The 22,221-nt window shown below is 34.8% G+C and carries 23 protein-coding genes; 5 read left to right on the top strand and 18 right to left on the bottom strand.

The annotated features are described in order from the left end of the window. Window positions 1-261 precede the first annotated feature (261 nt). Complete coding sequence (locus NQ163_RS04470; RefSeq protein ID WP_268189079.1) at window positions 262-1,875, top strand: dipeptidase; 1,614 nt, start codon at window positions 262-264, stop codon at window positions 1,873-1,875. Between the two features lie 53 nt (window positions 1,876-1,928). On the opposite strand, the gene NQ163_RS04465 is transcribed toward NQ163_RS04470, so the two are convergent. The 10 genes from NQ163_RS04465 to NQ163_RS04420 all read right to left on the bottom strand — a co-directional run bounded on the left by NQ163_RS04465 (window position 1,929) and on the right by NQ163_RS04420 (window position 9,593). Continuing rightward, complete coding sequence (locus tag NQ163_RS04465) at window positions 1,929-2,363, bottom strand: SRPBCC family protein (RefSeq protein ID WP_268189078.1); 435 nt, start codon at window positions 2,361-2,363, stop codon at window positions 1,929-1,931. Between the two features lie 45 nt (window positions 2,364-2,408). Next, window positions 2,409-3,818, bottom strand: coding sequence for a B12-binding domain-containing radical SAM protein (locus tag NQ163_RS04460; RefSeq protein WP_268189077.1), 1,410 nt, complete (start codon window positions 3,816-3,818; stop codon window positions 2,409-2,411). Window positions 3,819-3,877: 59 nt separating this feature from the next. Continuing rightward, entirely contained in the window at window positions 3,878-4,606 is a 729-nt protein-coding gene (locus NQ163_RS04455) for a class I SAM-dependent methyltransferase (protein ID WP_268189076.1), read from the bottom strand. Between the two features lie 58 nt (window positions 4,607-4,664). Next, complete coding sequence (locus tag NQ163_RS04450; protein WP_268189075.1) at window positions 4,665-5,840, bottom strand: hypothetical protein; 1,176 nt, start codon at window positions 5,838-5,840, stop codon at window positions 4,665-4,667. 55 nt (window positions 5,841-5,895) lie between these two features. After that, the gene (locus tag NQ163_RS04445) at window positions 5,896-6,288 is read right to left on the bottom strand and encodes a diacylglycerol kinase family protein (protein WP_268189074.1); all 393 of its coding nucleotides are present in this window, start codon (window positions 6,286-6,288) and stop codon (window positions 5,896-5,898) included. A gap of 24 nt (window positions 6,289-6,312) precedes the next feature. Then, complete coding sequence (creD, locus tag NQ163_RS04440) at window positions 6,313-7,656, bottom strand: cell envelope integrity protein CreD (RefSeq protein WP_268189073.1); 1,344 nt, start codon at window positions 7,654-7,656, stop codon at window positions 6,313-6,315. Window positions 7,657-7,708: 52 nt separating this feature from the next. Then, entirely contained in the window at window positions 7,709-7,999 is a 291-nt protein-coding gene (locus NQ163_RS04435) for a winged helix-turn-helix domain-containing protein (protein ID WP_054719939.1), read from the bottom strand. After that, window positions 7,996-8,613, bottom strand: a complete 618-nt coding sequence (locus tag NQ163_RS04430; RefSeq protein WP_268189072.1) for a hypothetical protein — start codon at window positions 8,611-8,613, stop codon at window positions 7,996-7,998. The genes NQ163_RS04435 and NQ163_RS04430 overlap by 4 nt, the downstream gene beginning before the upstream one ends. 216 nt (window positions 8,614-8,829) lie before the next feature. Then, window positions 8,830-9,390: an SOS response-associated peptidase gene (locus NQ163_RS04425; protein WP_268189153.1), complete on the bottom strand. Its 561-nt coding sequence runs from the start codon at window positions 9,388-9,390 to the stop codon at window positions 8,830-8,832. 14 nt (window positions 9,391-9,404) lie between these two features. Next, window positions 9,405-9,593, bottom strand: coding sequence for a hypothetical protein (locus NQ163_RS04420; protein ID WP_268189071.1), 189 nt, complete (start codon window positions 9,591-9,593; stop codon window positions 9,405-9,407). Between the two features lie 202 nt (window positions 9,594-9,795). Between NQ163_RS04420 and NQ163_RS04415 the strand changes: the two genes are divergently transcribed. From NQ163_RS04415 to NQ163_RS04405, 3 genes are all read left to right on the top strand, one after another. Next, the gene (locus NQ163_RS04415; RefSeq protein ID WP_268189070.1) at window positions 9,796-10,608 is read left to right on the top strand and encodes an FKBP-type peptidyl-prolyl cis-trans isomerase; all 813 of its coding nucleotides are present in this window, start codon (window positions 9,796-9,798) and stop codon (window positions 10,606-10,608) included. Between the two features lie 109 nt (window positions 10,609-10,717). Further along, window positions 10,718-11,230 (top strand): hypothetical protein, encoded by a 513-nt coding sequence (locus NQ163_RS04410; protein ID WP_268189069.1) that lies wholly within the window; start codon window positions 10,718-10,720, stop codon window positions 11,228-11,230. A gap of 110 nt (window positions 11,231-11,340) precedes the next feature. Next, entirely contained in the window at window positions 11,341-12,186 is an 846-nt protein-coding gene (locus NQ163_RS04405; RefSeq protein ID WP_268189068.1) for an MBL fold metallo-hydrolase, read from the top strand. 13 nt (window positions 12,187-12,199) lie between these two features. On the opposite strand, the gene NQ163_RS04400 is transcribed toward NQ163_RS04405, so the two are convergent. After that, window positions 12,200-12,517, bottom strand: coding sequence for a hypothetical protein (locus NQ163_RS04400; RefSeq protein WP_268189067.1), 318 nt, complete (start codon window positions 12,515-12,517; stop codon window positions 12,200-12,202). Window positions 12,518-12,691: 174 nt separating this feature from the next. Between NQ163_RS04400 and NQ163_RS04395 the strand changes: the two genes are divergently transcribed. Continuing rightward, entirely contained in the window at window positions 12,692-14,758 is a 2,067-nt protein-coding gene (locus NQ163_RS04395; protein ID WP_268189066.1) for an LruC domain-containing protein, read from the top strand. A gap of 38 nt (window positions 14,759-14,796) precedes the next feature. Here NQ163_RS04395 and NQ163_RS04390 read toward each other — a convergent pair whose 3' ends face one another. The 7 genes from NQ163_RS04390 to dnaA all read right to left on the bottom strand — a co-directional run bounded on the left by NQ163_RS04390 (window position 14,797) and on the right by dnaA (window position 22,134). After that, window positions 14,797-16,317: a dihydrolipoyl dehydrogenase family protein gene (locus NQ163_RS04390; protein ID WP_268189065.1), complete on the bottom strand. Its 1,521-nt coding sequence runs from the start codon at window positions 16,315-16,317 to the stop codon at window positions 14,797-14,799. A gap of 245 nt (window positions 16,318-16,562) precedes the next feature. Continuing rightward, the gene (locus tag NQ163_RS04385; RefSeq protein WP_268189064.1) at window positions 16,563-17,222 is read right to left on the bottom strand and encodes a hypothetical protein; all 660 of its coding nucleotides are present in this window, start codon (window positions 17,220-17,222) and stop codon (window positions 16,563-16,565) included. Window positions 17,223-17,316: 94 nt separating this feature from the next. Next, window positions 17,317-17,775, bottom strand: coding sequence for an aspartate carbamoyltransferase regulatory subunit (gene pyrI, locus NQ163_RS04380; RefSeq protein WP_268189063.1), 459 nt, complete (start codon window positions 17,773-17,775; stop codon window positions 17,317-17,319). A gap of 33 nt (window positions 17,776-17,808) precedes the next feature. Beyond that, window positions 17,809-18,714 carry an aspartate carbamoyltransferase gene (gene pyrB, locus NQ163_RS04375; RefSeq protein WP_268189062.1) on the bottom strand — a complete coding sequence of 302 codons (906 nt, stop codon included), beginning with the start codon at window positions 18,712-18,714 and terminating at the stop codon, window positions 17,809-17,811. A 390-nt stretch (window positions 18,715-19,104) separates the two neighbouring features. Continuing rightward, on the bottom strand, window positions 19,105-19,716 hold the full coding sequence (locus tag NQ163_RS04370) for a YigZ family protein (protein WP_268189061.1): 612 nt from the start codon (window positions 19,714-19,716) through the stop codon (window positions 19,105-19,107). A 21-nt stretch (window positions 19,717-19,737) separates the two neighbouring features. Next, on the bottom strand, window positions 19,738-20,598 hold the full coding sequence (locus NQ163_RS04365; protein ID WP_268189060.1) for a hypothetical protein: 861 nt from the start codon (window positions 20,596-20,598) through the stop codon (window positions 19,738-19,740). Window positions 20,599-20,703: 105 nt separating this feature from the next. Then, the gene (gene dnaA, locus NQ163_RS04360; protein WP_120239467.1) at window positions 20,704-22,134 is read right to left on the bottom strand and encodes a chromosomal replication initiator protein DnaA; all 1,431 of its coding nucleotides are present in this window, start codon (window positions 22,132-22,134) and stop codon (window positions 20,704-20,706) included. Between the last annotated feature and the right edge of the window lie 87 nt (window positions 22,135-22,221).

Here is a 22,221-nt window from a genome sequence, read left to right as displayed (position 1 = left end):
AAAAACATCTCTGTTTGTATGTTACAAATGTAGGGTAGAAGAGTGCTAAATGGATTGAATAAAAGTTAATGAAACTTAAAAGTGATGGTTATGCTTCGAAATTTTGCAAGTATCTGCAACAAGTAGGGTGATGTACCCATAAATGCATACTTGTTTAAAAGCATTATCAATCATTTTGTTGTACAATTGGAAGAATAATGAGAATAAATTACTTTTAGAGCTCAATTTTAAAACTGAGGCATACATTTAAACAACAAACACATGAAAAAGTTACTATTAGCAGCATTTGCCATGCTTTGCATATTGCCGGCAAGTGTTGTTGCACAAGGAGTTTTAGATCAGGTAAACGATCCGTTTTTTGGAGAGAGTTGTACCAGTATCATGGTGGGTAAAAAGGCATCAACCGATGGATCTGTAATTACAAGTCATACCTGTGATGGACGATACAGAACCTGGTTAGAGGTTGAGAAAGGACAGAAGTTCGAGAAGGATACTACCATGGAAGTTTACAAGGGTAGCTTGAAAACTGAAACTGCTTGGGATCGAAGAAAAATGAATGTTGTAGGTACCATTCCACAAGCGAAAGAAACATACGCATATTTAAATACTGCTTATCCATGTTTAAACGAAAAGCAATTGGCAATTGGTGAAACTACCATTGTTGGTCCTAAAGAATTGGTGAACGAAAAAGGAATGTTCCTGATTGAAGAGTTGGAACGAATTGCTTTACAGCGTTGCTCTACTGCTCGTGATGCGATTCAATTAATCGGCAAGTTAATCAAAGAATATGGTTACGGCGATTGGGGTGAGTGCATCACCATTGCAGACAAGCATGAGGTTTGGCAAATGGAAATTTTTGGCGAAGGTCATGAAAATATCGGAGGGGTTTGGGCTGCTCAGCGTATTCCTGATGATCATGTTGGCGTATCGGCAAATATTTCAAGAATTGGCAAGATCGAGAAAAAGAACAAGGATTACTTCATGTATTCAGATAATGTATTCTCTGTTGCAAAGAAGCTTAAAAGATGGGATGGTAAAGAAGAATTCAAGTTCTGGAAAGCATATGGTAAGGTTGATAAACCATTTAAGATTCGTGAGTTTTTCATTCTTAATGCTTTGGCTCCATCATTAAAATTGGATTTTGAAGCGGATGAATTGCCATTTTCGGTAAAACCAGATCAGAAAGTTTCTGTACGCGACGTAATAGCATTGTATCGCGAAACCTATGAAGGTACTGAGTATGATATGACTCAAAACCTAAAAGTGGTGAAGAAAAAATACAACGATAAGAAAGAGGAGATTGGTGCTGATACCATTATCGCTCCAAATGCTCACCCATGGCCAACAAGAGATCACAGAAACTTACGCAATTTCCTTAAAGAGGGAACCATCGAGTATCAGAGAACGGTTGCTGTTGCATGGTGTTCTTATTCTCATATCATTCAGTTGAGAGATTGGTTGCCTGATGAAATTGGTGGTAGAGCTTGGTTCTCTTTCGATAATCCAGCACAAAGCCCTCGTATTCCAATTTATTCAGGAACTACGAAACTTCCTGAGAGCTTTAATTTCTGTGGTCAAAAACGATACAGAGAAGATGCTGCAATCTGGCAATACAGAAAGGCCAACAAATTGGCTACTTTGCAATGGCAAAAAACCAGAAAAGGCATGATGGAAGAAGTGGCTTACTTTGAAGACAAAGGCTTTAGCGATGCGGAGTATTTTGAAGCTAAAATCAAGAAGTTATTAGAAGAAGGCAAGAAAGAAGAAGCAACCACACTTCTAAATAAATTCACCAAAGACTTTACAGGAGCTACAATGCTGCGTTGGAAAGAATTGGAGAATGAATATTGGGGAAGATTTGGTTTGGGATTCTAATCAAATAAAAGAATATGAAGAAGCCATTTACTTATCGGTAAATGGCTTTTTTATTACTGTTCTTCGGCAAACTCCTTAAACATTTGCAGGTATTTTTCGGTTTGCTTTTTAAAGGCTCCAGGCATAAGCCATCCAAATATTTTTATCAGCCCTTTCAGTTGAAATTCCTGTTCGCTTAGGTACTTTGTTTTGTGATCGCCTAAAGGCAGAAAAGTGGTTTTAGCCAAATTGTAAACCCCTCTTGCTTTATAGCTTGCAATAAACTCTTCAGGAAGATTTAAGGTGATTACTGTTTCAAGCATTTCCATTTCTCTTTTCCCTTGTTTGAAAATCATTTTTGAAGTAGAACCTTTTGTTCCAGGTTCTCCCGTTAGGTGTTCTATACTCTGCAGACCTTCCATCCATTTAAAAAGGTTATCCTTACAATTGAATAATTTTACGACTTCATCAATAGGCTTGTTAATTTCTATTTCAACGGTATACTTCATTTCAATTCTGGTTTAAAGTTTATGGAATATAGAATATACGAAAAATCATTGAAATGATTTGTATAGAGCATTGTCAGAAATATTTGCTTTGGCCTTGTCAACTTCGCAAAGAAGCAATTCCAATAGTGGCAACATTCGTTTCAAACCTCCTGTATTGATGATGAAATTCCATAGTGGTTCAAATTTTTTCCATCCGCCGGTATAGAATAAATGTTTTAGTTGATGGGTAAGATGATCATGAGCGAAAGAGGATTTGAAAATGTTCTGCCAGGAATAAAATTCCTTATAGGCCCATTCATATCCATCCTCCAATTCTTTTGCGCTTAAATTTTTGCTTTCATATACCGTGTGTCTTGTGTCGTATAAATCCCAATCTCTGGTAAGAATACGATTCTGCTTCTCTAAATCCTGATAGAGCTTCGTGCCCGGATAAGGTGTTAAGATATGATATGTTGCTGTGGTAATTGAATGGTTTACTCCCCAGTCAACCGTTCGTTTAAATACATCCTTATTATCATTGTCCAATCCAAAAACAAAACTACCATTGATCATGATGCCTAAATCGTGCAGTCTTTTAACAGCCAACTCATAGCTTTGTTTTAGGTTCTGATTTTTATTGCTTTGGCGCAAATTCTCTTCCGAGAAGGTTTCGAATCCTACAAATACGCTTCTTAAGCCTGCTTCGGCGGCCAATTCTAATAAATTGCCTTTAAGAATGGATTCAACAGTAGCAGCTCCTTGAAAGACTCTGTTCATTCCCTTCATCTCACGAAATAGTGTGGCAGTCAATTTTGGATCGCCCAGAAGATGATCATCCAAAAAGTAGAGATGCTTTCCTGGAAGTCGATCAATTTCAGCAAGAATTTCATCTACTCGTTGTGTGTAAAATGATTTTCCACCTTTAAAAAAGGCATCCTTATAGCAGAAACTACAGTGATGAGGACAGCCTCTTGATATGGATAGAGAGTTGGGGACTAAGTACTTTTCTCGTTTGATCAAATCTCTCCTGATTACTGGTTGGTTTTCAATGGTTCTTCCATTATTTGCATGATAGAATTTTTTAGTTCTTTTCATTTTAAAATCTTGCAGAAATTCAGGAAAGGATTGCTCTGCAGGTCCTAGAATCACAGTGTCTGCATGTTGGATTGCTTCATTTGGCAGTGAAGTAACATGTAGACCTCCCAAAACTACAAATGCCCCACGTTTTCTGTAATGATCGGCAATTCTATAAGCTCGCTTTGCATTGGTAATATATACTTGAATTAGGACCAAATCGGGATTGTCATCGATATGTAATTTTTCTACATGTTGATCTACGAGTTCAATTTCATCCTCTGCAGAAAGGTAAGATGCTAAGGTTGCTAAACCAAGAGGAGGGAACAAGGAGTATTTAATTGGACGCCAAAATGGGCTCTTCGCCTCGGTGAGTGAAGGCAATACGAGTTTAACTTTCATTTCTGTAGGATATGAAGGATTTAAAAAATAACGATATGTAAAAGCAGATACTTAGGGCATTAACTTGCCTCAATAATTAAAGGCATGCTGTTTTCTGTAAGATTTTCCCGTTTAAAGTTTCCGTAAAATAAAATACTTGAAAAACCTGCTTTTTGCAGTAGTTCTTCCACTTTTGATTTTCTGAGCGCCAATAAAGCAATGCAATTTTGAATGCTGTTATTATTTTCTTTAATACTTAGTATGGTTTCAAAATCAACTTTTCCCAATGAGGAATGATACTTGTAGTTGCGTTCAAATTTTATGACCTCATTTTCAATGGTAGGCAGGTGATCAATCATCTGATCGATGATTCTGTCGTAATTGATGATTTGAAATAGTAGTTTACCATCTTCCTTTAAAACGGCTTTGGCATTTTTAAAGAATTGCAAAACTTCTTCATCTGAATTCAAGTGCACCAATGTATTTCCAAAGCAGGCAATGATATCGAACGAATTTGATCCAAAGGCAGTATCAAGCTCCAGCATATTCTGCAAACGGAATTCAAGATTTTTGTAGTTCTTTCCTTTGGTGATTGCCTTGTCAATCATCCCTTTATCCAGATCTATGCCAGTGACCGTCTGATAAGATTTAGCTAGTTCCAATGATAAATCACCTATGGCACAGCCAATATCTAAAACGGAAAGTTGATCTTTAGCTTGAGGATGGCTTTTCCCAATAAAATCGAGCTGCATTTTATTCAAAGGAAAAATATAATGGTAGTATTTTGAGATGCTTTGATAGAAATTCATGTTTTAAACCTTTTGTAAAAAAAAGAGTGTTTGTTTGTATTTTAGAATGATTTAAACGTTAAAAAACTTTGATCTTTAGGATGATAGAAAAGTTTTCAAGATGAGTAGTGTATGCCGGTGCATTATTTGTAAGATTTCTTTTTGTATAGTATCTAGCCTCTATACTTCCTAAGTTTTTATAATCGTAACCTACTCCAAAACCAAAATTATAGTTAGGTTCGAACTCAAAAACCGCTTGACTAGCTGAATATTTAATTTCTGAATTAAAATCATTATTATAAGAAACAAGTCCATCGATATGTACTTTCGATTTGTTAAAAAAGAGATAGTATCTTAATCCAACTGGAAGTCCTAATGATTTGTAATCAACTTTTGCAGTTTGTATGGATATCTCTTTTGTTGCATTATAATTTACAAATGATGGAGCAATAAAAACACTCCATTTGTTATTATTGAAAGGAAGAATATACTCAGCTTCAAAACTTAGTTTAATATGAGATTTATTGCCAAAGTTTGTAGTTGAATTTATACTTTTAACCGAAAGAGATAATTGGTCAATGCCTGCGATTAAATAAAAATTAAACCTGTCCTTTTCTTTCGGAATATTAACTGTAAAGTTTGGGTCATGCTTTATATTATATGCATTAAAAACTGAAGTTAAATCTTTCTGTTTGTAATTAATCTTGTGAATACTTTCTCTTGTAAGAATAGATGATTTAAAATTTTGAAGGAGTTGGTTTTTGTATGATTTGTTGTAATGGATATACTTACTATTGCTTAAGTACTTTTTATATACGAGCTGTGTTGGATTTGAATGATTAATCGAGTAGAAAAACCTTATAATATCCTTGTCTTCATATTTATATAAAGTTGCTTTTCCTGTAATAATTATTTTGAGAAATAATGTTTCAAGATTGTATTTTGGTTCATGATTGGAACTTAATTTCCCTAGAATTTCAGAAGATCTATCAATATTAACATCATAACGAATAAAATGAACTGATTCTGTAATGCTAAATTCTTTCACATCATTTATGTTTGCAGACTGTACTTCTGCAGTTTCATTGATTTTGTAGTTAAAACTTGTAGGATTGTTTTTCCATCCAACATCTTTTATTAAACATTGAATTGTTTTTCCATTATTATCTATAAAATAGCCTGATTTAAAATTAATTTGTGCAATTGAGATTAGACTCGTCAGCTGAATGATCAGGATTAATAGTATTTTTTTCATTGGGAATAGGGGTTAGTAATGATATAAATTTATTAATACATTAAATATAATGCTTTTACAATAAATTTAACGATTCAATTATTAAATTATTTGTATATATCATTAACCCGACAAGGAAAGCAGTAATCGCACTAATTAATACTGCTGCTGCCGAAATATCTTTTATTTTTTTGATCTGCTTGTGACGATCCGGATGAATATAATCACATAGATTTTCGATCGCTGTATTAAATAGTTCTGCTACTATAACAAACCCGATTGAGAAAAGCACTGCGATGATTTCTATTTTTTTTAGTTTCAAAACAGCAGAAAGAACGTACATGATAATGCCAATCCCCAAATGAATTTTGGCATTGTCTTCTTCTTTAATTGTAATTTTTAAACCTCGCAAAGCATGTTTGAAACTGTTTAGCTGAGCCTTAATGGAGAATTTGCTTTTTTTATTCATTTCTCAATCGGATTTTAATAGGAATTATTCAGCACTCACATGTAGTTTGTACCAATTGATATTTCTGGTAAAGAACATGGTGATGGCAAGAATAACTGTTAAGCCTATACTACCCATTAGCAATGCATAGTCAGCAAGTTGAAGGGTAACAAAAAGGAAAGTGTAAATTCCAAGAATTGTTGATGACAATATCGCTGTAAACTTTAATGAGTTAAAAACACTTGTGGAGTAAAGAGAGATGAGCAAGGAACTAACTCCTGCAGAAATAAAATATGCGATATTAAAATTAGTATGTTCCGAAATTGATATCAACAGAACATAGAAAAGGCAAAGTGCTAAACCTACCAAAGTATATTGAAATGGATGAATTTTTTTCCCGTTGAGAATTTCTACCAGGAAGAATACCAGGAAGATTAAAGAGATTGTCATTGCAGCATACTTAGCCGATCGAGTGGCTTTTTGGTAATCATCTAAAGGCATAATTAGGTCTACACCAAAACTGGAATCCTGCATTCTGTCTGCCATATTTCTATCCACCCACGATTGAGGGTAGTTGCGATTAAGTAATAAGGCTTTCCATTGGGCTGTAAACCCCTTATTGCTAACTTCACGAGTTTTAGGAATAAAGTTTCCATTAAAACTAGGAGAGGACCATGGAGACTCTAACTCAACTTGTGTGCTTCCACCAACTGGTATAAAGGAAAGATTTTGACTACCCTGTAGGTTTAAATCAAAAGAAAAGTTAACTGTTTTGGTAAAATCTTCTGCCAAGTTCGGTACATCAAGACTTACACCAGAAGGCATCATATTGGGCAGTCGTGATCCTGGTTGAACCGATACTTTATCTTTCCCCCAGTGGAGTTGAATTTGATCCTCTATTCCCCTTAGGTCAGAAATACCAATGCTTATGAATGCTTTGTCGAATTGGATTTCCTTTAGTCCACTTTGATCAATTTTTGCATTTAAATCAAATTGTCCCGAAACCTTCAGTTTACTGCTGTAAACAACGACCTCGTAAATACCACGCTTCAAAGTTTTGGGTTCGATATTTCCATTAACATTTAATTGGTCTGGTAAAATGTGTAGGTGTTTGGTTTTATGAATGGTTTCATTTTCATTGTTTAGATATTCATATACCAAAGGAATAGTCAATATAGGACCATTTAATTGTTGTTCATTGGCCCATTTGGAGCTTACTTCGCGGAGTACCGATCTATTTTGACTTTCTCTTTCGTGAATGATGGATTTGATCATGCTTGCAGGAATAAGAAGCAAAAGCATAAGAATGGTAATAGTAGAAAGTTTTAATCCAACGGATTGTTTTAGCCAGCTGCCTAATTTTTCGAATGGTGATTGTTCTGTGTTCATATATTGTGTTTTTAAAAGTACTTTGAAATGCAAAGTAGAATGATAAAAAAAATTATTTCAATAGTTGCTCAATGGCTTTTATGTGTTTTAGGAATGCTGCTTTCCCTTCATTTGTTGCACTATACTTGGTATTTGGTTTGCGATCCAGGAATTCTTTTTGAACGCGAATGTACTCGGTCTTTTCCAAAGACTTTAGGTGGCTGGCCAAATTACCATCAGTTACGCCTAAAAGGTTTTTTAAGGCATTAAAATCCAGGTAATCGTTTACCACCAAGGCCGACATGATTCCAAGTCGAATTCGGTTCTCAAAAGCTTTATTTAAATCTTTTAAAATATCTTTCACGACTTGTATTTTACCTCCATAATAATACCATACACAATGTGTAGGATTCCAAATCCAATGCACCAAAATATCAGGCCATACCCTATAAAATAAGTAGCAATTAATCCTAAAATGATTTCTAGAATTCCCAGGCTTCGAACTTCGGTTAGGGTGTATTTACTTGCATTTACCAAGGCCAAACCATAAAAAATCAAGGTTAAAGGAGCTATTAAACCTATGTAACCTTTAAGTAATATCAACAGGCAAAATACTCCGCCGCTCAAAAGGGGGATAAGTAAATTGATTAGCAATATTTTGGTTTGTGAATCCCATATGTTTTGCTTGGTCTTTTTGGTTTTTAGTCGAGTAAAGAAAATTCCAAAGCCAACTGCAAGTAACAATGTAATTACACCTATGCCTATTAATTGTATAAGTTGTTCCCAACTTAACAGAGCACGATCAAAATTTTGGTAGCCAGTTTCAGAATAGATGTTGATCCATGCAAAATAGGCACCTGCTAATGCGATAATTCCTGCCGAAATTCCTGATAAACCACTCAATGAAATAAATTTGGATGATTTGTTCATCATCTCTTTAATTTCATTTAAATCATCAATGTATTTTTGTTGCTTCATAAAAAGTACTTTGAAATTCAAAGTAAAAGTATGTAAATTTTTTTATTCTCCAAAAATAATATCGATTATTAATTCACAATTGTCATTTGAGTGTATCACTCAAAACATCTAATCGATTATATGTCAGTGATTAAGCTTGGTGTTTCACTTGTGCTCACTATGAAATTTAAATGGTGTAATAATCGAATATGCATTATTATTTTTAATTAGTGGCGTTTAAAAAAGACTATTCAAGTCGTTATAAAGAAACACTTCGCTTGCTTTTGGAGAATTTTCAAACGAGTGTTTGCCTCGCAAAGGGTGAACTGTATGTGCTATTAAATTTGTTTGGGAAGATTTGATTAAGGATTTAATTCTATCCATATCCTTTGAATTCGATGAGGTATGAATCCAAAGGTCCGCATTATCATCGCTGAGTATCAAAGGCATTCTTGATTCGTTAAGCCTGGGATTGTTATGAATATCTGCCATAAAAGGATTGGCTTTTACCGTTACAATGGAAAAAGTTTTCAGAATTTCACCAGTTTGCTTGTTTGTCCAATTGTTCCAAAGTCCGGCAAGATTCATAGGTTCTCTATTTTCAATCTGGATGAAAAAGGGAAATTTTTTTCCATTCTTATGATGATGTTCATAGAAGCCATTAACGCAAATCAAACAACGATGATATTGAGCCGATTTTCGAAATGAAGGTTTCTCAAATATGCTTTCGCCCCTGGCATTAATGGTTTTTCTTCTTAAATCATTGGCTTGATTTTCATTCTTAACCCAATCTGGTATTAACCCCCAAGATGCTATCGTTGGTAAATCAGAGTTTCGTTTGTATAAATGATCAAATTGGGGTGAGCAAATCCTGATACATGATGCCAGTTGGTAATATATGGTTCCAGTTCGGTCTCCAATTCGCGAATGACTTCAGCCTGATTTAACCTTCGAGCTCTTTTTAATTGAGCCTCTAATTTTGCTTGTATATCGTAACACATACATTGCCTATTTGATTCATTTAAATTTAAGGAAATTAAATAAGATCGGCTAGATGTTGGGAATGAATGGTATTTAAGAGGAATAATAATCGAATTGTAATAAGGTACAGGATAAAATTCCATTTGTGATTTATGTTCCACCACTTTATTATTTCTTACATTTGGAATTCTGATTGTACAGATACCACATAATAACAACACTATGAAAACGATTTATTCTATTTTATTTACGGCACTGGTATTGCTAAGTGCTTGTAACAATCAAAAATCAATAAATAAAGAAATTGCTTTGGGCGATACCATTCAAACGGCTAGTGGTTTAAAGTATTTCTATCTTAAAAAAGGAGAGGGGCGAAAGGTTGAAACCGGATGCAAAGTAGGCGCTTATTTAAGCCTTCAGGTTGATGAAAAGGTGGTTTGGAATACCAATGAGTTGCCTGATTCATTATTTACTTATACAGCTGATTATTCTCGTTTGATTAAAGGTTTTACCGAAATAAGCATGTTGCTTCGTGAAGGCGATGAGGTAGTTGCGATTTTACCGGATTCTTTGGCGTATGGTTCCAAGGGAGCAGGAGATGTGATTCCTCCAAATGCCACTTTGGTTTACGATCAGTTTAAAGTGATAAAGGTAGGAGCTCCTAAAAAATTCCTGTCGGATTTACTGTATGCCGATATGAAAGAGAAATCGCTTGAAGATGCCATTGCAACTTATCAACGAGTAGTTGAAGGTGAGGAGGCAAAGCAGTACCATACCGATAGCGAGCAGGTAAATAGAGTTTGGGAAATGCTTACCAAAGAGAACTTGCATGAGAAGGCAGCTAATTACGCAGGAAAAATTGGCGAATTGGCCAAGGATGATAGACTAAAGTACAGGAATGTATTGTCTTTGGAGAGTATGGAAGAATACCTTACTGCCAAAGATCAATTGGAAATTCTTTTGAAAAGTGATCCTGAAAATAAAATGATGCAGGAAAAAATGATTGAACTTTGCAAGAAACATAGCACTAAATAAGCAGAAAAAAGACATTTGTAGTGAGCTCAACCTTTTGGTTGAGCTTTTATTTTGTTAATTGATTTGATACAGTTAAATTCAGACTTTATTAAACCTAAACAAAAAATCAATGAGTGTTATCAAACAAAACTTTAAACAATACCTGCGTGGACTAAATATCATACATGGAGCATTATTGTTTGGGCAAATTACTTTTGCAGGCATAACCATTTTCATAACTCAAATGAATGGAGCAACTGCTCCCGATGCTGAATTGGAAGATATATTTTTCATTCTCGTGCCCATCTTTTTTATTGGATGTTTTATAGCAAGTCAGATAATTGTACCTAAAAGATTGGAGGCGAGCAGAAAAGAGAAGGATTTAAACTCGAAGTTAGGTGTTTATCGATCGACTCAGATTATAAAGCTTGCAATGATTGAAGGTGCAGCATTCTTTGCAATTATTGCCAATTTACTATTTGCCAATTTTCTGTTTATTGGGTTTGCTGTATTACTAATGTGCTTATTTGCTACCTATTTCCCTACAAAGGAGAAATTAATCAGGGAGTTGGAATTGAATAGGGATGAACAGAATCTGTTGGATGATGCTAATGCCATAGTATTCGAATATTCACCACAATAAGTAGAAATCAACTGTAACGAGTATGTAACTTTAATCGTCTAAAAGCATGTGTAGTAAGATGATTAAAGTTATATTCTAGGAGAACAATAAACATTCAAAAATACATCCGTATGAAAAGGCTAATTCTATTTCTGGTTTTATGTACTTTGTTTACCAATTCGCAGGCTCAAAAGCAATGCAAACTTACCTATGTTTCCAATGAAGGTTTTTTATTGCAAACTGGTGATAAAAAAATCATGTTTGATGCCCTGTTCAATCATATTGATGGTAATTGGTGCGATTCTCCCAACGATAGTACCTTACATGCATTAAAGCATGCCAAAGCACCATTCAATAATATTGATTTAATTGCTGTAAGTCATAAGCATCGCGATCATTTTAATGTGGATGTGGTAGTAAGCCATATGTTGCATAACAAAAAGGCTTATTTGCTTTGCCCCGAACAAGTAGGAGAGATATTGGCAAAGAATAAGAATTACAAGGAATTTTCAAATCGAGTAACTCTTTGCACTCCTGGCGAATATTGCGATGAGAAACTTACAGTCAATGATATTCCGATACGTATTTGCCGATTGGAGCACAGTCATTATATGGAGGAGGATACGATTAATGGAGGAAAAATAAATCGTCATCGAAATATCGAGAATTTAGGATTTGTATTGGATATAGATGGCGTAAAAGTCTTTCATTGTGGGGATACCAATCCTTTAAACGAAAAGGAATATTCAACTTTTAACTTACAAGATGAAAATATCGATATCGCTTTAGTGGAACGTTTGTTTTTTGCTTATGGAAAAGCAAGTATTGATATTCTGAACAAGTATATAGCTCCCAAACAAATGGTTCTGATGCACATTAATCCGAAAAATAAATCTGCATTCACAAAGCATTTTAAGGAGCTTGATCATGTTACAATTTTCCAAAATAAGATGGATTCAATTGTACTCGAATTTTAGCTTATCTGAAGAGCTAGCTATGCCTTTCCAATTCCATATCACCAAAAACTTTTGAGGATACAAACAGGTGGCTGTCTTTCGATTCTAAACTGAATTTACTGGTGAATAAATTGCTCTGAAATTGCAAGGCATGACAGTCTTCTTGCTGTTCTTTGCTCAAGTATAACTTTACGAATTTATGAGAGTCGGTTTTGCCAGCTTTTTCACCTGATATGAATTTAATATTTATGGATTGATCTGGTTCAGTCCAAAAGAATGAGCATACCTCTTGCGATTCCACATTGCGCCATTCCCCATTGGTAATTAGTTTTATAAATTCCACGTAGTTCATCTGATTGTTTTATTGATTATTGACCAATTATAAGTTACAAAAATCAGTGCATAAGGTCAATTCTCTATTTTGGAATCTATCATTTTTCCATAATGGTACATTTTGTTCTAACAAATGTTTATTACTTGCGTAAGTATGATTTTACGGATTAAAATTGACTATAAAATAATTGCTATGAAGAAATTTACTTGGAGCATTTTATTGTTCGTAATGTTTTTAGGATTGTTTTCCTGCACACCTTCACAGGAACCAGATAAGCCCCCGGTAGATCCTGTATCAGATAATACCTTATTAGGGCAATTGAATATTCCCGATCAATTTGATTTTAAAACTACCGGAGAGCTAAAGCTGGAGATAAACGATTCAGATGATGGAGCCTATTATTACATCTACTCATATGAGGATGTAATTGGTTGGCAGGAGATTGAGTATGCCGATGATGAGGGGAATACCGTTAGCAATGAAGTGCCTGTAGCCGATCATTATAATACCATTGAATTGGGCGTGGTTCGTGTAGCAGGTGGAAAAGCAAATGTCTCTTTATCCGTTCCAACCAATGTAAAGAAATTACTCCTAAAGAAATATTACAAAGGTGCATTTGCCAGTACCTATACAAATGATATTACCGAAGAACGTCCTTTAAGTTTGACCTTTAATGGAAGTAATTTGAAAACCAAGTCCAGACCAAAAATCACAACAAAAAATGCTGGGTTGGCAAGTGATATTCTTTGGTGTGTAAATGGTAGTGGACAGCTTTTTACGGTGAATCCAGAAGACATGACGACAGTTCGTAAGCGTGATTTGGCTGAAGGTACGTGGACTGTAGCTATGGATTTTCACAATCATCAGTTTTATACCATAGGACGTGGTAAACCTTACAAGTTGTATCGTTATGATGTAGATGTTGAGAATGATTATGCAGTGTCGGAACCAACCATTATCAATAGCAATTTGGGTTTTGGTGGTCCTCGTTTGGAATATGCCAATGACGAAGGCTTTTTGTACTTTTCTAATAAAGACTACATTTATAAATTAAATCCTACTGATGGAAGTGTATTGGAAACATTTAATATTGATGATGGATTGAACAATACAGGAGGAGGAGATATTGCAAAAGGAAAAGATGGAAACTGGTACATGTCGACCTTTGGTGGTTTATATGCTTTAACTTTTAACGAGGGCTCGAACGAAGTGAATGCAGTTCGAAAAAGTGCGGATAACTTGCCTTTTACACCAACTTCTTTATGTATCGATACGAAACAAACTCCGGATATTTGGGTTGCTGATAATTTTACACCTTCAAGTTTGTATGTAATGGATACGCAAACAGGAGGGTATGATACCCGTGATCCGGATAATGAATTGGCAATTAATGACCTTACAAAAACACCTTTGGAATACGAGAATGTTGGAGATTCTGACAATGATGGTTGTCCTGATGACATCGATGAGTTTCCCAATGACCCTGAGGTGTGTCTAAAAACGGTTACGCCAACAAAATATGGATGGGGAAGTCTTGCTTTTGAAGATTTGTGGCCATATAAAGGAGATTATGATTTTAATGATTTGGTGGTAAATTACAGGTATACCATGATGATTAATCTGGATAACAAAGCAGTTCGAATGGAGGCTAAGTTTTGGGTGAAACATGTTAAGGGAGCTTCATTCAATAATGGCTTTGGTATTCAGTTCGACAATTTATTGCCTAAACAGATTGAAAGTGTTACCGGTACTGATATCAGATCAGATTACATAGATGTACAAGCCAATGGCTTGGAGGCAAACCAGGAAAAAGCTGTAGTTATTGCATTTGATCAGTCGCAGAATTATAGAAATGAAACCAGTGAACCTGATCCAGATTATAATGAGCTAACGATTAATATACGATTCACAGAACCTTTGGATTTGGATGAAATTGGAACAAGTCCTTTTAACCCTTTCCTGATTGTGAATGGAAATAGAACAAAAGAAATTCATTTGTCAAATCATAGTAGAACTTCATTGGGAGAGCCCTATTCCAGTCAAAGTGTAACCAACCTGGATTCAGATGGAGATTATAGATCACCCAAAGGATTGCCTTGGGCCATTGCAATTGCTCACGAATTTAAATACACAAAAGAGAAGGTAGAGATTATCGAAGGCTATAATCATTTTGCCAAATGGGCCGAGAGTGGTGGAGAATTATATCCTGATTGGTATAAGGATAATGCAGGATACAGAAATACGGATAAAATTGAATAATGATCATTAGATTATAAATGCAAACACCCCAAATACAATCAGCTATTTGGGGTGTTGTTTTTTGCTTCTTTTACCTTCTCAGGTTTCCAGCTTTTCAATTTTATCAAATCTGGAAACGCTTTGGGTTTGTATATCGATTTTTCCTCGAAAACCCTTAAACATTCCTGTACTCCTTCACTAATACTTGGGTGTGGATGAACATTTTGTCGGATGTCTTTTAAGGTTCCTTTTTGAGTGATTTGGTAGGCTATGGAAGTAATTAATGTAGAGGCCTGTGGACCAGCTGCTCTCATTCCTAGAATTCGATCATTACCGTCATCACTAACAATAATTTTAATAAAACCATCAACTGCTCTCATGGCAATAGCTCTGTTTATTAGTGAATTTGAGTAGGTAGCAACTTTATAAGGTATGTCTCTTTTTTGGCAAGCTTTTTCGTTTAATCCAACTGCAGCAACTTCGGGCTTAAAGAACATTAAAGTAGACATGTTGGAATAGTCTAACGGATAATCCAGATTTCCATACAATGCTTCCACAATATATCTTCCCTGTAGTTCACCTACGGAATAGAGCTGTGCGTGACCTGAAACATCACCTGCAGCAAAAATATTACATGCCTTAAAGTCGTCGGTTGCACAAACCTCATTGATATTCAAATAACCTCGGTCGGTTCTTTCAATACCTACATTTTCAAGACCGATATTGTCAAGATTTGGAATTCTACCAATGGCTACCAACGCAACGTCTACTTCAATTACTTTTGAATGGCCATCCTGGTAATCAAGCACTACTTCCAGAAAATCTGGTCGTTTTCTAATGCATCTTAAGTTAGCTGTATGGTGGATAATTACACCATTATTCTCAAGATTTCTCGACACAAAGCTACTTAAATCATCATCTTCGTATGGAATTACCTTGTGCTGTCGGTCGAGTAGGTGTACTTCTGTTTGATTGTAATTGGAGAAAATGGTAGCGAATTCACAACCAATAATCCCCGAACCTAAAATAATCATCCTTTCAGGAAATTCTTTTAGATTCATAATTCCTTCCGAATCAATAATTCTTTCCTGATCAATTTCAACATCAGGCATTGGGCGTGGTCTCGATCCCGTTGCAATAATAAAGTTATCACCATGAACAAGCTCTGTATTTTTTGCAGATTTAACCTCTACTGTATGCGAATCGATAAATTTTCCCCAACCATACTTTAAAGTGATATTTCCAAACTTTTCAGTTGGTTCTGCATAGGTTTCAATCTGAGAAAGCATTTGCAATTGCTTTTGTTTAGCTGCTTGCATAATGGTTTTTTGTACCTGCTTGTAATCAACATTCAAACCAGATGCTCGGTACCCCCTCATTACTGATGAGGCAATGGAATAGTCTCTGGATAGTTCCCACATTGCTTTTGAGGTAAGAGCTCCGTTCATAATTCCAGCTCCACCAAGATGTTGTGCCTCGATAAGACAAACAGATTTGCCAAAATCAATTGCACGCATTGCTGCCGAGAAGCCTGCAGGACCACTTCCCAATACAACAAGGTCGTATTTTTCTATACTCATAAAATGCTGTTGTTTATTGTTTTTTGCTGATAATATTTTGTTTGCAATCCAACCTCACATAGGAAAAACTCAGCGATTTTATATACACCTATGCATTTAAAGCATTAAGATAGAAAGAAAAATTCAACTTCAGTAACTAATGATATGTTTTGCAGATAAAAAAGTCTTTTTTTATGAAATGAACTTGCTGTATACAAAAAGAGACGTATGAATTTACGTCTCTGTATTCTAGTACATCAGCTTTATTAATAAACGAATTCTCCTTTTTTCAATTCCTCATAGGTGAATTTATACAGTATTTTATGAAGTAGAAAGGCTTCATTTAAGTTTTCATTGGTAAATTCCTGATCGTGTTCAATCATATTTGCCAACTCCAAAAGAAACTCATCATCACGTAGGTTTGGATAATCTTGTTCAATTAGGTAGATATCTGAAAATTGCATAAAAGGCAAACGGCTTAGAACAGCTTTTCTTTGCTCGTTGTAGGTATCCAGATCGGTGGCTTTATTATCTGCGAAATAGAAGTTTTGTAAACTCTCTACGAAGAAATCATCGAAGCTTTTCATGATGATAATTCGGTCCTTTCTTAAACGAAAAAGTTCGCATTTATCACTTTCTGGCTGTATGTTTTCTTCTTTTTCAATTGCCTTGCTAATATATAAATATGCAAGGTGAGCCAATCCAATATTTTCGTCTTCATCATCAATCATATCCCAATGAATCATCATGATAATTGCTTTACCCAATTGAGATACATAAGAGTCTTCCCATAGCAGAAAAGGATTATTCTTAATGGAGGAATAAATATTGCGCAAAGCTGATTTACAAGCCTTAATTTTTCCATTTTGTCCATTCTCTATTGCAGCAGAAATCAACTCTCTAAACTCTTCTATATTTTGTATCATAGTTAATGATCGATATTATAATTTGCTGCAAAGGTAGAAAAATAAAAAAAGCCCACTAGGGGCTTTTTTAACTAACAAGAAAATCACAATGCAATTAAATGATTTCAATATGCTTGTGATCAGTAATTTTTTCACAATAGTGACACTTTAAAGTAATAGGAGTTTTTTCAATTACCTTAAATCTGGTTGTGACATCCTCTACATTTGTAATACATTTTGGATTCATGCATTTTGCAATACCAATCACTTTGTCAGGCGACTCAACAATTTTCTTTTCAACTACCTGGTAGTTCTTGATGATGTTTAGTTTTGCATGAGGAGCAATCAATGAAATTTTATTGATTTCGTCATCTTCGAAGAATTTATCAGCAATTTTGATGATGGCTTTTTTACCCAATATTTTACTTTCAAGATTGTTCCCGAAGGTTACAGAATTATCACAATTGTCTAGTCCAAGTATATTAATTACCTGAAAAAGATATTCTGCTGGAATGTGGTCAATTACAGTTCCATTTTCGATCGCACTTACTTGTAATTCTTTTTTTGCGTTCATATTTTGATGTTCTTTTTAGCGTGAAAAATGTGATTATAAATCAAGAGCCTTTGCAATAATTGCCTGTCGTGCATAGACACCATTAAGAGCTTGTTGGAAATAGTATGCTTTAGGATTTTCATCTACATCAACAGCAATTTCGTTTACTCTTGGAAGTGGATGAAGAATTTTCAGGTTATCTCTGGTATTCTCAAGCATATCATTCTTTAGGATGTACACATTCTTCACTTTCTCATACTCCAACGGATCGGCAAAGCGCTCACGCTGAACACGAGTCATGTACAAGATATCAGCATCATTAATGATGTCGTTGAACTCGGTGTGTTCATGATATTTAATGTTGTTCTTGTTCATGAAAATCTTGTACGCCAAAGGAATTTCCAATTCTTTTGGAGCAATAAAGTGGAAGGTTGGGTTAAAATGCGACATCGCCATTAACAAGGAGTGAACGGTACGTCCGTATTTTAAATCTCCTACCATAAAGATGTTAAGGTTTTCCAGAGTTCCTTGTGTTTTGTAAATTGAGTAAAGGTCAAGCATGGTTTGTGTAGGATGCTGATTTGCTCCATCACCTGCATTGATTACCGGAACATCGGATACTTCGGAAGCATAGCGAGCTGACCCTTCAATTGGATGGCGCATAACCACCAAGTCGCAATAATTACTTACCATTTTGGTGGTATCTTTCAAAGTTTCACCTTTGGTAACACTTGACGAAGAGGAATCGGTAAATCCTACAATCTTACCACCCATTCTGCTAATAGCAGTTTCGAAACTTAGTCGAGTACGAGTAGATGGCTCGAAAAAAAGCGAAGCAACAACTTTACCTTCCAATAGGTTGCAGTTTGGATTTTTTTCGAATTCGGCAGCTCTGGCTAATACTTCCAGAATTTCTTCTTTTGTGTAGTCGTCGATCGATACTAAACTTTTGTTATCCATTGATTAAAAATTAAAAGTGTATATAAAATGCTTGTTTATTATTCTGCACAAAAAAAAACCAACAATTACCGAAATTAATGGTAATGTTGGTTTTTTTGAAAAATATTTTTGAAGGGGATTACCCAAATAACAATCAAGAAAATACGCCTTGTTATTGCGTTTACATCGAAATAAATAATGGAAAATGTGAGTGAAGAAGTAATGAAACTTACTTCTTTCAGATATAAATGCGGCTCTAGATTGAATAATTATGTACTCCATTCTAGATTACAAATATAGGTATAATTTATTCGAGAAATCAAATGAAAACTTGATTAATTATTAACAAATTTTTAATCTTGGCATTATATTGATTATTAAAAATAGTCTATTGGATTGAGAGATAATAAGCTAGGTAGTACGAATATATTCTGCTTTTACGCTGGTAATTTTTTCAAATTTTTGAATTAATCTTTCCACTTCACTTTGGCGAATGCTTAGAGTAATTTTGCAAGTTAAGTTAAAATCCTGCCCAAGTTGTTCTGGTTGCTCATCCTTTATGATTTTCATGATATCATTCATTACCAGGTAATCGAAATGTATGTCATAAATATCATTTACTGTTTTGTCTAAAATTTCAGCATTTGAAATGGCATCGGCTGCTGCAGTTTTGTAGGCATGAATTAGTCCACTGGCTCCAAGTTTCGTTCCACCAAAATAACGTACGACTACGATAAGAATGTTGGTAAGATCATTGGATAGAATTTGCCCTAAAATGGGTTTTCCTGCAGTTGAAGAGGGCTCTCCATCGTCGTTGGCACGGAAGTTTTTCTTATCTGCGCCAAGCATGTATGCATAGCAGTGATGACGAGCATCGTAATACTCTTTTTTTAGTTTGGCAATGTGTTCTTTGATTTCTTCTTCGGTGCTAACCGGATAAACATAGGTTATAAATTTACTGCCTTTTTCTTTGTATAAGCCTTCGCATTGTTGGCTAATGGTTTTATAAGTATCGTTACTCATCAATTCAATAAAACTTGTTTTTTAATTTGTAAGGATAAAAATAGCAATAATTGCGAGTACTATTCCCAAAAGGTTTATTTTGTTTAGTTTTTCTCTGAAAATACCTATTCCTATTAAAACGGAAACTGCAACAATTCCAATATTGATGATGCTAAAGACAACGGAACTATCGAAGCCTGATTTGTTCAATGAGGCGATTAAAAAGTGCAGAGAACCAAAGTTAACCAATCCCAGGAGAAGACCTCCAATTAATACTTTTGCTCGAAATAGTTCTTTGAAATTTTGCTTTTTAACGATCAAAACAACAAAACCTGAAATGGCCGCAATAGCGAAGAGTAGGGTAGAGAATATTTCCTGTCCACCAGATGTAAGGTATTCTTCCTGTGCATATTTTACAAGAGAGTCAACAGTTCCTGCAACAAAGAACAGTAGTATTGGCAGCCACAAATATTTGCGCTGGGTGGCATCAGATTGATCTTTATAAATACTTAAAAGTACAGCACTAATGGCCAAAACAAATCCGATAATTTTTTGTGTAGAAATTGCTTCCTGATAAAATACAATGGAAAAAATCATTGGCAATACAAAAGACATTTTACTAGCTAATGTTGTAATGGAAATTCCTGCTTTTTGAGTTGATCTCCCAATAATAAAAAAGGCAGCAATAAAAGCAGTTCCAATTATAAACGAAATGTTAAACCATGGCTGGTGAACAATTTGTGTGAAAGTAATATTTGAATCACTTAACAGAAATCCACAAACAGATGCTGTGATGTAGTTAATTATAATGGCAAGCAGAATATCTACTTTATATTTTTCCAGATATTTAAAGCAAACAAAAATTCCGGCTGAGGATAGTATGGCAAAAAGTAAGTATAGCATTGGTTAAAATTTTGGCGAAAAATAAGGAATGAAACCCAAAAAGAAAAGCAGATCCAAAATGAATCTGCTTCTCAGGGTAGCAATATAGTATAGTTAGTAATTGAACTACATTTTTAATTTTTTGTCAATTTCATCAATTTGAGTTTTGAATCCTCTATCGGTATCCATTAAGTTGTTAACTGTTTTACAAGCATGCAATACTGTTGCGTGATCTTTGTTACCAATTTGCGATCCAATTGACGCCAAAGATGCTTTTGTTAAAGTTTTGGAAAAATACATGGCAATTTGTCTGGCCTGTACAATTTCTCTTTTTCTTGTTTTTGCCTGAAGAACATCAATAGGCAATGAAAAATGGTCACAAACAACTTTTTGAATGTAATCAATAGAAAGCTCACGTTTTGTATTTTTAACCAATTTGTCAATAATACTTGTTGCCAGCTCTAGATTCAATTCTTTTTTATTTAATGTAGATTGAGCCAATAAGGAAATTAATGCTCCTTCCAACTCTCTTACATTATTGGTAACATTACTTGCAATGTATTCAATAACATCCATGTCAAGAACGATACCATCTTTATATGCTTTTTGCTGAAGAATTCTAACCCTTGTATCATAGTCAGGATTCTGAAGATCAGCTGATAAACCCCATTTGAATCGCGATAATAAACGGTTCTCCATACCTTTCAGTTCAATCGGAGCCTTATCAGAGGTAAGAATTAACTGCTTACCTGATTGGTGCAAGTGATTGAAAATATGGAAGAATGTATTCTGTGTTTTTTCTTTACCTGCCAATTCTTGAATGTCATCAATAATTAGGACATCAATCATTTGATAGAAGTGAAGAAAATCATTCTTGTTATTATTGCGAATAGCCTCAGTAAACTGCGTTTGGAATTTATTGGCACTTACATAAAGTACGGTCTTATCCTGATACAATTCTTTGGTTTTAAGACCAATTGCCTGAGCCAAGTGAGTTTTTCCTAAACCAGAATCTCCATATAAAACCAATGGGTTAAAAGCAGTTCCTCCAGGATTTTCAGCAACAGCCACACCTGCTGATCTAGCCAACCTGTTACAATCACCTTCAATAAAGTTCGTAAATGAATAATCAGGATTTAACTGAGAATCGATATGTAATTTTTTGATTCCTGGAATTACAAACGGGTTTCGAATGGTTTGTTCTTCCTTATCTGTTGGCATGTTAACCGGGCGATTTTTTGTATTCGCAGGATTATTGCCAGGAACAACAACTGAAATAGGCTTAGCATTAGCAATGTGATTATTCTCCATTACTACATTGTATTCCAATTTTGCACCATTACCAATTTCTTTTCGTAATGTTTTTCTAAGAATATCAATGTATTGCTCTTCCAAATACTCATAAAAGAAATGACTTGGTACTTGTAAAGTCAAGACTTGATTCTCCAAGTTCAAAGGTACGATTGGTTCGAACCATGTTTTGAAGCTAATTGGAGGAACATTGTCTTTTATTACAGCCAAACAATTATTCCAGACCTGGAAGTGATTATTATTCATTTCTATTTCAGTGTTTTAAAAAATTAGGGTGTGTCAATTTTTGCTTATGCAAGATTGTGAAAAAAAAAAAGAAAAAAAAATTATTTT

This window comes from Marinifilum sp. D737 (assembly GCF_026672275.1).
Taxonomy (GTDB): domain Bacteria; phylum Bacteroidota; class Bacteroidia; order Bacteroidales; family Marinifilaceae; genus Marinifilum.
This window is presented reverse-complemented; position numbering and strand designations above follow the sequence as displayed.

Excerpts from the sequence above, each read along its gene's own strand:
- NQ163_RS04405 (WP_268189068.1), top strand. The coding sequence starts at position 11,341 with ATGAAAAGGCTAATTCTATTTCTGGTTTTATGTACTTTGTTTACCAAT.
- pyrB (WP_268189062.1), bottom strand. The coding sequence starts at position 18,714 with ATGGATAACAAAAGTTTAGTATCGATCGACGACTACACAAAAGAAGAA.
- NQ163_RS04465 (WP_268189078.1), bottom strand. The coding sequence starts at position 2,363 with ATGAAGTATACCGTTGAAATAGAAATTAACAAGCCTATTGATGAAGTC.
- pyrI (WP_268189063.1), bottom strand. The coding sequence starts at position 17,775 with ATGAACGCAAAAAAAGAATTACAAGTAAGTGCGATCGAAAATGGAACT.
- creD (WP_268189073.1), bottom strand. The coding sequence starts at position 7,656 with ATGAACACAGAACAATCACCATTCGAAAAATTAGGCAGCTGGCTAAAA.
- NQ163_RS04400 (WP_268189067.1), bottom strand. The coding sequence starts at position 12,517 with ATGAACTACGTGGAATTTATAAAACTAATTACCAATGGGGAATGGCGC.
- NQ163_RS04455 (WP_268189076.1), bottom strand. The coding sequence starts at position 4,606 with ATGAATTTCTATCAAAGCATCTCAAAATACTACCATTATATTTTTCCT.
- NQ163_RS04445 (WP_268189074.1), bottom strand. The coding sequence starts at position 6,288 with ATGAATAAAAAAAGCAAATTCTCCATTAAGGCTCAGCTAAACAGTTTC.
- NQ163_RS04370 (WP_268189061.1), bottom strand. The coding sequence starts at position 19,716 with ATGAGTAACGATACTTATAAAACCATTAGCCAACAATGCGAAGGCTTA.
- NQ163_RS04460 (WP_268189077.1), bottom strand. The coding sequence starts at position 3,818 with ATGAAAGTTAAACTCGTATTGCCTTCACTCACCGAGGCGAAGAGCCCA.
- NQ163_RS04430 (WP_268189072.1), bottom strand. The coding sequence starts at position 8,613 with ATGAAGCAACAAAAATACATTGATGATTTAAATGAAATTAAAGAGATG.
- NQ163_RS04365 (WP_268189060.1), bottom strand. The coding sequence starts at position 20,598 with ATGCTATACTTACTTTTTGCCATACTATCCTCAGCCGGAATTTTTGTT.
- NQ163_RS04415 (WP_268189070.1), top strand. The coding sequence starts at position 9,796 with ATGAAAACGATTTATTCTATTTTATTTACGGCACTGGTATTGCTAAGT.
- NQ163_RS04470 (WP_268189079.1), top strand. The coding sequence starts at position 262 with ATGAAAAAGTTACTATTAGCAGCATTTGCCATGCTTTGCATATTGCCG.
- NQ163_RS04395 (WP_268189066.1), top strand. The coding sequence starts at position 12,692 with ATGAAGAAATTTACTTGGAGCATTTTATTGTTCGTAATGTTTTTAGGA.
- NQ163_RS04390 (WP_268189065.1), bottom strand. The coding sequence starts at position 16,317 with ATGAGTATAGAAAAATACGACCTTGTTGTATTGGGAAGTGGTCCTGCA.
- NQ163_RS04385 (WP_268189064.1), bottom strand. The coding sequence starts at position 17,222 with ATGATACAAAATATAGAAGAGTTTAGAGAGTTGATTTCTGCTGCAATA.
- NQ163_RS04450 (WP_268189075.1), bottom strand. The coding sequence starts at position 5,840 with ATGAAAAAAATACTATTAATCCTGATCATTCAGCTGACGAGTCTAATC.
- NQ163_RS04420 (WP_268189071.1), bottom strand. The coding sequence starts at position 9,593 with ATGTGTTACGATATACAAGCAAAATTAGAGGCTCAATTAAAAAGAGCT.
- NQ163_RS04410 (WP_268189069.1), top strand. The coding sequence starts at position 10,718 with ATGAGTGTTATCAAACAAAACTTTAAACAATACCTGCGTGGACTAAAT.
- dnaA (WP_120239467.1), bottom strand. The coding sequence starts at position 22,134 with ATGAATAATAATCACTTCCAGGTCTGGAATAATTGTTTGGCTGTAATA.